Here is a 9,179-nt window from a genome sequence, read left to right as displayed (position 1 = left end):
CAAACAACGATTTAGCCGTTCATAATGGGGAATTTCATTTCGTTGAAATTGGGGAAATTTGAATCGTTGTTGACAGATTACATGGTATTTAAAGCATGTTCAAAATGGAGTTGCTTTTTACGAAGGTAATTTAAAATAGTAGAGTTTTTGAACCTCATGTATTGAGGTTCTTTTATTTTTGATTTTTAAACTGATTCTCTATAAAAAAGCTAGGATTTCTCTTAGCAAAAGAGTTATATGTCATACAGAAAGACAATTGTATACAAACTGGATATTTTCAATTTTATTATATAACGTTTATTGAGGGAATAATTGAATTATGGCAATCTTTACGTAAGCTTTATGTGATATTAAAGTTTTTGGGAGAGGTTGAAGTAGAATTTTGTACAAATAAGTAGGAAGTATGGAGATAATATTATAAATAAAGGGCTCAATTCTCAAAAGGGAGAGAGTTGAGCCTGAAGAGGTAATTACTAAGCTCTCGGGTTGATGAAAACTAGTAATTAAATAAAATCGCCCTAGGTTTAAGGGGTCTAGGGTTTCACGTTTTGGTATATCTCACACGACATTATAAAAAGAATAGAACGTACTGAAGATAACACATGAATGTTTCATAAATGTATCAAAAAAATGAACAAATTGTGTTTGAAATAAAAAAGGTCCTTACTATTATGTAAGAACTCCATAAACAAAGAAAAAAGTCGTATGTGCCTCTATATTAGAATCGAAATAACCTTTTTAATATTCAATTATATATAGTTTTCTATATAACTTAACGTGATGAAGTTAAATAAAAATGTTATTTTAATACAAAACGAAATTGAAAGTTAGCAAGCAATACTTAAATAAGTAAAAGCGGCAAATCCATAAACTAATAAGCTACTAGTAGCAAGGAATTTTATAATTTCATTTGTAGAAATAATAGTTAAACATATTGCTATAGATGCACCTATAAAGAATTGGTACTTCGTATGTATATTTGTAAGATTAATTATTACAAGTACAGTTAAGAAAAGTGAAATGAAGTTCAAATATCTTTTCATTGTCATATTTCCTTTCAATATTTGATCTGTATTTATTATACCGGATTGTACCAGTAATAACATACTTTGTAATAGATCGTAATAGAAATCTCATTTTGCCATAAATAAAAAGGCGGTTGTTTCCGCAACCACCTTTCAGCAAAATAAAGCACTTTTTCAGAAATAAAATATGGATAATTCCTGAAAATGTTATAGGATATAATCCCATTTTTATAATTCAAGTGACGAGCTTAATTTATAAGAAAGGAATGACTACATTATATGAAAACTTGTCTAACAAGGTTACAAATAAAAGAGCAGCTAGCAAAGGCTAACTGCTCAATACAAGGAGATACAGAGAAAACTAAATGGGTTTTGGCATACAGCCTATCAACATTATGGACATAATATTGAGTTTTATTCGAAGGAATTCATGTTTTCTAAATTAGATTATAATAATAGATAATTTAATAAATGCTACGATTGGTTTAGGGTTAGTAAGGCAATACATCGCTCCACAGAAATTAGAAATGGCTGTAGCTTGTATAATGAAATAAGTGATGATATGGCACGAAAGCAAACGCGAGAGTCTCTTAGTATTGTACTAGATAAAACGATAAATACGTTTATAAAAATGAGGAATAAAAGAAAGGACCCCCTGGAGTTCGGGTCCTTTTAGAAGTGATGATGTTTTCTCGGCTTGGGAAACTGAGAAAATACAAAAATATAATACATTGAGATTTAGAGAATTTCAATACTAAATTAGAGATTATCATGAGGGAGTTATAACGAGTTACTATTTATATATCCACAAATAAAACAACATAATATCACCATGAATCCCTATAACAATATGAATTTTTGCATATTTCAAAACCTAATATATCCCTCAAAAAATTTTAATAGTATAATATGTTTTGTCATATTCTTTTAGATTTTTCGACAAAAAATAACATAAATAGAAACGATATTGGGAGAAGGAATTATGTACACAAAACTACTAAAATCAATTACATCATTATCACTTATTGGTGGTGCTTTACTGTATACAAACGGCAGTGATGTGAAAGCTGCTGAGGCGGGTATTTTTTCTGATGTGCCTACATCGCACTGGTCGTATCCAGCGATTAAAGATTTAGCGAGCAAAAATATTCTTTCCGGTTATGGAAATGGGATATTTGGTTTTGGAGATGTTGCGACGAGGGAGCAAGTTGCAGCTTTAGTGTATCGTGTAATGCTTCCGAATAGACAAGGCGGAACATTTAGTAGCAATAATGCTCTTTATGTATTAAAAGATGGATCTAAGTTTAATAACCCTTATGGTGATATTAATCAAAACTCTACGATGTTCCCTGAGGAAATTTTAATGTTAACGAATGCAGGGGTATTTACAGGGGATGAGAAAGGGAATTTTAGACCGAAAGCTCCTGTGAGTCGTGCGGAAATGGCGCAAATTTTAACAAATGCCTTCCATCTTTCTGCGAAACAAAAGCATACATTTAACGATGTTCCAAGCGGTTTTTGGGGTGAAAACGCAATTAGTGCAGTGCAATCAACTGGGATTGCTTCTGGTACAGGTGAAGGGAAATTTGAGCCATCTAAAACGGTAACACGTGAACAGTATGCGCAATTTTTATATAACACTTTGAAATATAAAAAACCAGAAGTTGCGGTGCAAAATACAGGAGATGCAGCACTATTAGCAGCATTCAAAGATGAAGTGCAGAAGCGTATTAATGCGTACGAAACGAATATTACACTTCCATATAAAACGACAAATAGTAATACAAAAGAAGTGATGAATACACTTTTTAACGCCTATAAAGAAGTGGCAAGTAAAAATGAGTATACAAATAATAATAGATCGAATGTTTCATATGGACTTTCTGGATCACCTGGAAATTATACGTTTACGCTAAAAATTACATATCGTGAAACGAAAGAACAAACAGAATATGTAATGAAGCAAGCGAAGGCAATTGTTTCTTCTATTACACAAGTTGGGATGGATGATCACGAAAAAGTGAAAGCGATTCATGATTATGTCGTAAAACATGTTTCTTATGATACGTCTTATAAAGCTTACACAGCATATGAAGCACTCGTAAATCGTTCTGCGGTTTGCCAAGGTTACGCACTATTAACTTATCAATTATTAAAAGAAGCAGGAATTGAGAATCATTTTGTAGTAGGAACTGGAGACGGTCAGCCTCATGCTTGGAACTTAGTGAAAATCGAAAACAAATGGTACCATCTTGATACAACATTTGATGATCCGGTTCCAGATGAACAAGGCCGCGTAACATATTCCTATTTCAACTTATCAGATGAGCAAATCGCAAGAAATCATGAGTGGAACCGCGGGGACTATCCGCAAGCTACAACAAATTTTTATAGTACATTAACAAATAAAATTGCTGCAGGTAGTACGAAAACCCCTGCCTATCAGCAAATATTAAAAGATACAAAGTTAAACTATTTAGGAAATGAATACATCGCAAATAACTATAACGAATTAAAAAATAAAATGCAGCAACGTTATAACGAAAAGTCACCAAAGATCGAAATCCTTTATAAACAATCAATGGATGGCGCATTGCAAGATGTGAAAAAAGCAATTGGGGAAATCGGTTATCCGCAAGGGGCGAACCGTGTTTCTTATAAAGCGGAGCCGTATAATGCGAAAGAAGGATATTCTTTAGTGACGATTACGTTTATGTAAAAATAACCTAGATCCTATGGGATCTAGGTTATTTTTTTAACTTAATTTGACATATAAAGTCTAACTGTATAAAATCAAACTATACAGTTGAACTATATAGTTTAGCTATATATTTATTGTTACATTGGAGGTCTTTATGAATAGAGATAAAAATTTACCATTAACGGAAACGACGTATTACGTTCTTTTAGCTTTATTAGAGCCAGCACATGGTTATTTAATTATGCAAAAGGTGGAGGAACTGAGTAATCATCAAGTGAAAATCGCAGCGGGTACATTGTATGGGGCGGTTGAAAATTTATTAAAACAAGGGTTAATAGAATCAGTAAAAAGTGAAGATAAACGAAGAAAAGTGTATGCCATTACGGAACGTGGGAAAGAAGTATTGCATTTAGACTTTATGAGAATGCAGCACATTATTGCGGTTACAAAAAGTTTATTACACGTATAGTTAGGGGGAAACGATGATGTGGAAATTGAAATTCTTTTTAGACTTTGAGAAAGAGGAAAAATGGTTAGAAGAGATGGCTTGGAGAGGATATCAACTAGAGAGCGATACATTTGGTTATACATTTAGATATACAGAACCAGAAGATGCAACAATTAAAATAGACCATAGAGTATTTAGTAGAAAAAGTGACTTTATTAATTACTGTACATTATTTGAAGATAGTGGTTGGGAGCATATAGCTGGTAATTGGTGGTCAGGTACGCACTATTTTAAAAAGGTAAATGAGGAAAGTGAAGATGACATTTTTTCAGATCAAATGTCACGAGCAGGGAAATATAAACGTCTATCTAAAACATTTTTAGAATTAGCTATATGTTCTATTCCGATATTAATCCTATTTATGTTTAATGACACGATTCATTTAGGAGCACTTGCAAATCCGAAAGAATTATATTTTACGCCAGGACTATGGGATAAGCAAGGTGTATCATTTCTATGGGCATTCTTATTTGAAACACCACTTGCATTGATGAGAGGCTTTGCATGGTTGTTTATCCCTGTTGCAATTGTTATGTATTTAGTTTGCTCATATAAAGCACATCGGTTGTATGAAGAGAGAAGATGAAAACAAGCACTTATCAAGTAACATTAAGATAGGCAGAGAAGTATATATTTTTTCTACCAATATGTAGTTCCATTAGGAGATTGCTTATAATGGAATTTAATACATACACAGTAATGCTTATGTTCTTAGCCATTGTCTCAAGCAAGGACTTTTAGGTGTTATTACTACTATTGTTCTCTTGTTAATCGCTGCATGGACTACAAAGGATCTCATACAGACGGTCAGCATAAATAAATTATTGTATTTCTCAATAAACAAAAACAACTTAACATGGTAAAATAATAGTTGGATGGGAGTCCAATACATATTATTAAAATTAAGATGGTTCAAGTCGGAGGAAGGCACCTTAGGGTGTCTTTTCTTTATTTTGCTAATGAATAGATTGTCCTCTTCTATATAACTCTTTAAAATATAAAATGTGCCATCTTTACCCTTCCCTTATGAAGGGAGGGACAGGAATGAAAAAACGTAAAAAAAAGGCGACCAAAAAGGTAAAATCCTAGTCTTTCGTAAGTAATCTAGCATCGTGGACGACAGTAATGAGAAATATTCATTACTTTTTCACGCAAAGCCAGTTTGTAAAACATATAATTCAATTCATCAAAGAACAAATTGGAATGTAAAAAAGTGCTGCTATGATTAGCAACACTCAACTCAAAACTAAAGTAGATGGAACACTGAGCTGAAAGTACTGACCATACTTTCTTCGCACAAGACCAAAGTGATTTAGAAGCGGCAAAGGTGTCAGTGTTCTATCTTCTACTAAGATTATATTTTATTTTGTCCATAATAGACCTATATATACGTTAATAAAAAAGAAATACCCCAGCGACCAACCGGGGTATTTCATGACCGATAGGAATGAAAAAACTTGGCGACCAAACCTAGCTTTTGTGTTATTCCCATAAAATTTAAAAACTAAGCAACATCTTGTTGCACTTTTATTTTATCATTATCTTTCTCTTATTGTAATACATTAGATTATTTTTTAGATAAGAGTCCAATACATATTATTAAAATTAAGATGGTTCAAGTCGGAGGAAGGCACTTTAGGGTGTCTTTTCTTTTTTCTAAAAGAGAGTTTTGCTTTCAAGAAGATACATTTTTAATGGATTACTGCCATGAGTATATAGATAAAGTCCATCAAAACATGTATGTTCATGAATATGTAAAATTACATAAAATTTCCGAGAAAAAGAGAGTATACTTTCTTATTGTGTAATAAAGATAAAGCCCGCCTACGGAAATAGGCGAGCTTTTTTAACATATAAAGAAAAGCAACTTTTAAGGTGCCTTCCTTCGAGTTGAAACATTTTACTAGGTTAAGTTTTGTGATGATTATTTCTTTTCATTTAAATGAACTAAAGTAGTACATCACTTTATTTTTAAGCATCCTTCTCAACAAATATGAATATTTTCATTATCCTTTTCACTACAAAGGGTAGTAATTTAGAAGCTAAAAATGCAAGCACGAAAGCAATTGCCCATGTTTTTATCCATGATTTGAGAAATAAAGCTGTATACCCAACATTCATTGAAACCATGACGAAAGAGATAATACTAGATATACCTAAAATCATAAAGAGATTAAAAATTATCGGTTCAAATTTTTTATTGATTTTCAAAATTAACACCTATTTTCTATATATACTTTGCTGTCCGATTTCACCAACATCTAATCTTACAGTTTGAAATCTATGTTGTCCAGCTTGTTGTACTTTTCTGCAATAGCAATTATTGAGATGTTAACTAGTTTGTCTGGGATGGGAACTCATGATATTGCTATCAAGCTAAGGTTGTATAAATGAACACTTTATCTTTTTTATAGCATCGAAGTTCATTTTGGGGGTGAATGTAATATTACATCATTAAAGTAATAGTTACACTTGAATCTCTGCATATCGCATGTCTTTTCTAATAGTTTTTTAGCAGAAGCAAGCAGCTCCAACGATGATTAATAAAATAAACAATACAACTAATAAAGCAAATCCTCCCGCGAAGCCATAACTATCACCAAAGCCGAGAACAGTTCCTCCTTTAAATAGGAGGGGGAAAACAAAGGATCAATTATGTGTTTTAACGGATTCCATTTACTTTATGTATTTATGAATGGAGCAGGTTCTTTTCAAAATAGATTTATTCTTTGAAGGAGTTCAAGGACAAAATAGGAGAATCTATATTATTTATTAATAGGGAATAAGTGGGAAATAAAATTTCCAAAAACACAGATAGAAATCCGCTTTTATACCTTTCATTAAAATAATACTAGCATTATATATTGTAAGGAATACTTATCCTTAATTGTAAATGAAAGGGGGATTAGTATGAGTTATGGCTATGATCATCCTCCTGAAAAACATCATAAACACCACAATGAAACTTTGTCAACGGGTGTATTACGTAGACATTCCGCTACGTTGTTTCTTACTGTGGAAGCTATGAATGTTGATCCAGATGATACTCATACAGTAACTGTTGAAATGTTTGATTGGTCATCGGGTTCTCCGGTATTGTTACCATTAGTAGACCCTTCAACACAAACATTGGCACCTAATCGACGTGTTACTTTTCGTTCAGCAGCTCTTTCTTCAGGTGTTTTTGCTTATGAAGTAAGAATCATTCGTTCGAAAGATAGAGATGTTGTTACGAATGTTTTTGGTCTTAGTGCAATCGTATTTAACCCACAAGAAGGAAATAATGTTTTACAACATGATTTAGCAAAATTAGATCTTAAATAGCTTTTATAAAAGTTTATTTATTGGACAAGATTAAAAAAGAGTAGGATTACATCCTACTCTTTTTTAACATCAATTATATTAAAATTTTAAAAGAAATCCTTCATCATTTTTACATCTTTAATATTCACTGTTACACCTTCAACCTTATCCTTCTTCTCATCTTTAGCAATCGTAATTTTCTCATTATTATCAACCCAAACAAGAAATTCTTCTTTTGTGTCATCTTTATATGTAACGGTAATAGTAGAATGTGCCGATTCTCGCTTTTTTTGATCTAAAGTGATTGTTTTAGGCGTGCCTTTTTGAACTGCGGAAACGATAGATTGTATCATTTCTTCGTTGTCTGTTTGAGATTTAGAAGTAGTATTATTGGTTGTCTGAAGTATTTCGATATCTGTAATGTTTGCGGAGTTTAATTGAAAGGCATTTTGTTTCTGTTCTTGCTTAGCTTGTGAAGCTTTATTTGTAGCTGAGGTGCTTGTGCAGCCTATTAAAGTGAAAGATAGAGCGGTTAGAGCGCATATATAAGTGGTTTTTTTCATTATATCCCCTCCTTGGTTTAATTATAACAATTTTCTGTTAATTTAGGTAGTTATTGTAAGGGGATTTATTCTACTAGTTTTAGGATAGAGAAAGTTCAAGAGGAGGTTAACCGTAAATAATAACCATCAGGGTCTACAATACGAAAATCTTTCATTCCCCAAGATTGCATTTTAAGGTTAGATTCCACTGGATAATTTTTTTCTAATACATGTTGGTATATTTGTTCAATATTATCAAAAACCATGATAACTTCAACACCTTTACCTTTTGGCTTAAGTCCACCTGTTTTTAAATAATGATTTTCATTGAGAATATAATCAGGGGTTAATAATAAAGAAAAATCCCCTAGTTTAATCATTGCACTAGTTGCATTCTTTTTTGAGAATACAAGGGTAAGGATTTCCTCATAAAAACGAATAGATCTTTGCAAATCTTCTACAAATAACTCTAGACGAAAGTGCATATGTACTCTCCTTTTCATTTTTTTTTCAAATTTTATGTTTAACATTTCGAAAATAGGTGTACTACATATAATATAACAAATAATTCATTTTAAAGGAGGAAGTTAAAGATGGAAACGAAGTATAGGAAACCTTTTGTATATGAATTTATTACGGAGAAAGAGGTCATGAATGCGGCGAATGATCTAGTAAAGAAAGGAATAGACCAAAAAGATATTTACGTATTAACACACGAGAAAGAAAGGACAGATAGAATCGCAGACAATGCAGACGTGAATACAATTGGTATACAAGAGGAGGGACTTGGGACAAGTATTATTAACGTCTTTCAAAAAACGGGAGATCAGTTAAGAAATAAGATGCAGGAGTTAGGGCTTAATGAGGAAGAAGCGAACTTCTACGAAGAAAAGCTGGATGAAGGGAAAATCTTGTTATTCGTTAAAGATTTAGAGAGAGTCGGTGAATGGTTACAAGAAAGAAGATGCATGTATTCTATTTAAATTTGTATCCTGTAAATCTATAAATCTATTACGAAAAGACCAACTATGAGAAGTCAAGAGGAATTTTATAAATAGGAAACTTAAAAAAGGGTGCACCAAATAACCCTAAGAGATGTT

At 32.2% G+C, this 9,179-nt stretch carries 9 protein-coding genes and 2 pseudogenes; 6 read left to right on the top strand and 5 right to left on the bottom strand.

Going from position 1 to position 9,179, the window contains the following annotated elements:
• Positions 1 to 76: 76 nt before the first annotated feature.
• Positions 77 to 139 (top strand): annotated as a pseudogene (locus tag PDQ33_RS29250) (LCI fold-containing protein); the annotation flags it as partial.
• Positions 140 to 827: 688 nt separating this feature from the next.
• Here PDQ33_RS29250 and PDQ33_RS29120 read toward each other — a convergent pair.
• Positions 828 to 1,043: a hypothetical protein gene (locus tag PDQ33_RS29120; RefSeq protein ID WP_000833256.1), complete on the bottom strand. Its 216-nt coding sequence runs from the start codon at positions 1,041 to 1,043 to the stop codon at positions 828 to 830.
• 964 nt (positions 1,044 to 2,007) lie between these two features.
• Between PDQ33_RS29120 and PDQ33_RS27215 the strand changes: the two genes are divergently transcribed.
• The 3 genes from PDQ33_RS27215 to PDQ33_RS27205 all read left to right on the top strand — a co-directional run bounded on the left by PDQ33_RS27215 (position 2,008) and on the right by PDQ33_RS27205 (position 4,820).
• Complete coding sequence (locus PDQ33_RS27215; RefSeq protein WP_270395150.1) at positions 2,008 to 3,744, top strand: S-layer homology domain-containing protein; 1,737 nt, start codon at positions 2,008 to 2,010, stop codon at positions 3,742 to 3,744.
• A 136-nt stretch (positions 3,745 to 3,880) separates the two neighbouring features.
• The gene (locus PDQ33_RS27210) at positions 3,881 to 4,195 is read left to right on the top strand and encodes a PadR family transcriptional regulator (protein WP_061131459.1); all 315 of its coding nucleotides are present in this window, start codon (positions 3,881 to 3,883) and stop codon (positions 4,193 to 4,195) included.
• A gap of 13 nt (positions 4,196 to 4,208) precedes the next feature.
• The gene (locus tag PDQ33_RS27205) at positions 4,209 to 4,820 is read left to right on the top strand and encodes a DUF2812 domain-containing protein (protein ID WP_002170313.1); all 612 of its coding nucleotides are present in this window, start codon (positions 4,209 to 4,211) and stop codon (positions 4,818 to 4,820) included.
• Positions 4,821 to 6,205: 1,385 nt separating this feature from the next.
• Here the strand turns inward: PDQ33_RS27205 and PDQ33_RS27200 are convergent.
• Positions 6,206 to 6,445 carry a DUF2798 domain-containing protein gene (locus PDQ33_RS27200; protein WP_000700215.1) on the bottom strand — a complete coding sequence of 80 codons (240 nt, stop codon included), beginning with the start codon at positions 6,443 to 6,445 and terminating at the stop codon, positions 6,206 to 6,208.
• A 300-nt stretch (positions 6,446 to 6,745) separates the two neighbouring features.
• Positions 6,746 to 6,829, bottom strand: a pseudogene (locus tag PDQ33_RS27195) (YjcZ family sporulation protein); the annotation flags it as partial.
• Between the two features lie 315 nt (positions 6,830 to 7,144).
• Between PDQ33_RS27195 and PDQ33_RS27190 the strand changes: the two are divergent.
• Positions 7,145 to 7,558 carry a hypothetical protein gene (locus PDQ33_RS27190; protein WP_000120200.1) on the top strand — a complete coding sequence of 138 codons (414 nt, stop codon included), beginning with the start codon at positions 7,145 to 7,147 and terminating at the stop codon, positions 7,556 to 7,558.
• 86 nt (positions 7,559 to 7,644) lie between these two features.
• Here the strand turns inward: PDQ33_RS27190 and PDQ33_RS27185 are convergent, their stop codons facing one another.
• Together PDQ33_RS27185 and PDQ33_RS27180 are read right to left on the bottom strand one after the other, a co-directional pair.
• Positions 7,645 to 8,100 carry a hypothetical protein gene (locus PDQ33_RS27185; RefSeq protein WP_071741436.1) on the bottom strand — a complete coding sequence of 152 codons (456 nt, stop codon included), beginning with the start codon at positions 8,098 to 8,100 and terminating at the stop codon, positions 7,645 to 7,647.
• Positions 8,101 to 8,195: 95 nt separating this feature from the next.
• On the bottom strand, positions 8,196 to 8,564 hold the full coding sequence (locus PDQ33_RS27180) for a VOC family protein (protein ID WP_000545705.1): 369 nt from the start codon (positions 8,562 to 8,564) through the stop codon (positions 8,196 to 8,198).
• Between the two features lie 108 nt (positions 8,565 to 8,672).
• Between PDQ33_RS27180 and PDQ33_RS27175 the strand changes: the two genes are divergently transcribed.
• Positions 8,673 to 9,062 (top strand): general stress protein, encoded by a 390-nt coding sequence (locus PDQ33_RS27175; protein WP_000448798.1) that lies wholly within the window; start codon positions 8,673 to 8,675, stop codon positions 9,060 to 9,062.
• Positions 9,063 to 9,179 lie beyond the last annotated feature (117 nt).

This window comes from Bacillus cereus group sp. Bc031 (assembly GCF_027716265.1).
In the GTDB taxonomy this organism is placed as follows: domain Bacteria; phylum Bacillota; class Bacilli; order Bacillales; family Bacillaceae_G; genus Bacillus_A; species Bacillus_A paranthracis.
Note: the sequence above shows the minus strand (reverse complement) of the source record. Positions and strands in the feature narration are given on the sequence as shown.

Coding starts and splice junctions, on each gene's coding strand:
- PDQ33_RS29120 (WP_000833256.1), bottom strand. CDS start 1,043: ATGAAAAGATATTTGAACTTCATTTCACTTTTCTTAACTGTACTTGTA.
- PDQ33_RS27215 (WP_270395150.1), top strand. CDS start 2,008: ATGTACACAAAACTACTAAAATCAATTACATCATTATCACTTATTGGT.
- PDQ33_RS27210 (WP_061131459.1), top strand. CDS start 3,881: ATGAATAGAGATAAAAATTTACCATTAACGGAAACGACGTATTACGTT.
- PDQ33_RS27205 (WP_002170313.1), top strand. CDS start 4,209: ATGATGTGGAAATTGAAATTCTTTTTAGACTTTGAGAAAGAGGAAAAA.
- PDQ33_RS27190 (WP_000120200.1), top strand. CDS start 7,145: ATGAGTTATGGCTATGATCATCCTCCTGAAAAACATCATAAACACCAC.
- PDQ33_RS27185 (WP_071741436.1), bottom strand. CDS start 8,100: ATGAAAAAAACCACTTATATATGCGCTCTAACCGCTCTATCTTTCACT.
- PDQ33_RS27180 (WP_000545705.1), bottom strand. CDS start 8,564: ATGCACTTTCGTCTAGAGTTATTTGTAGAAGATTTGCAAAGATCTATT.
- PDQ33_RS27175 (WP_000448798.1), top strand. CDS start 8,673: ATGGAAACGAAGTATAGGAAACCTTTTGTATATGAATTTATTACGGAG.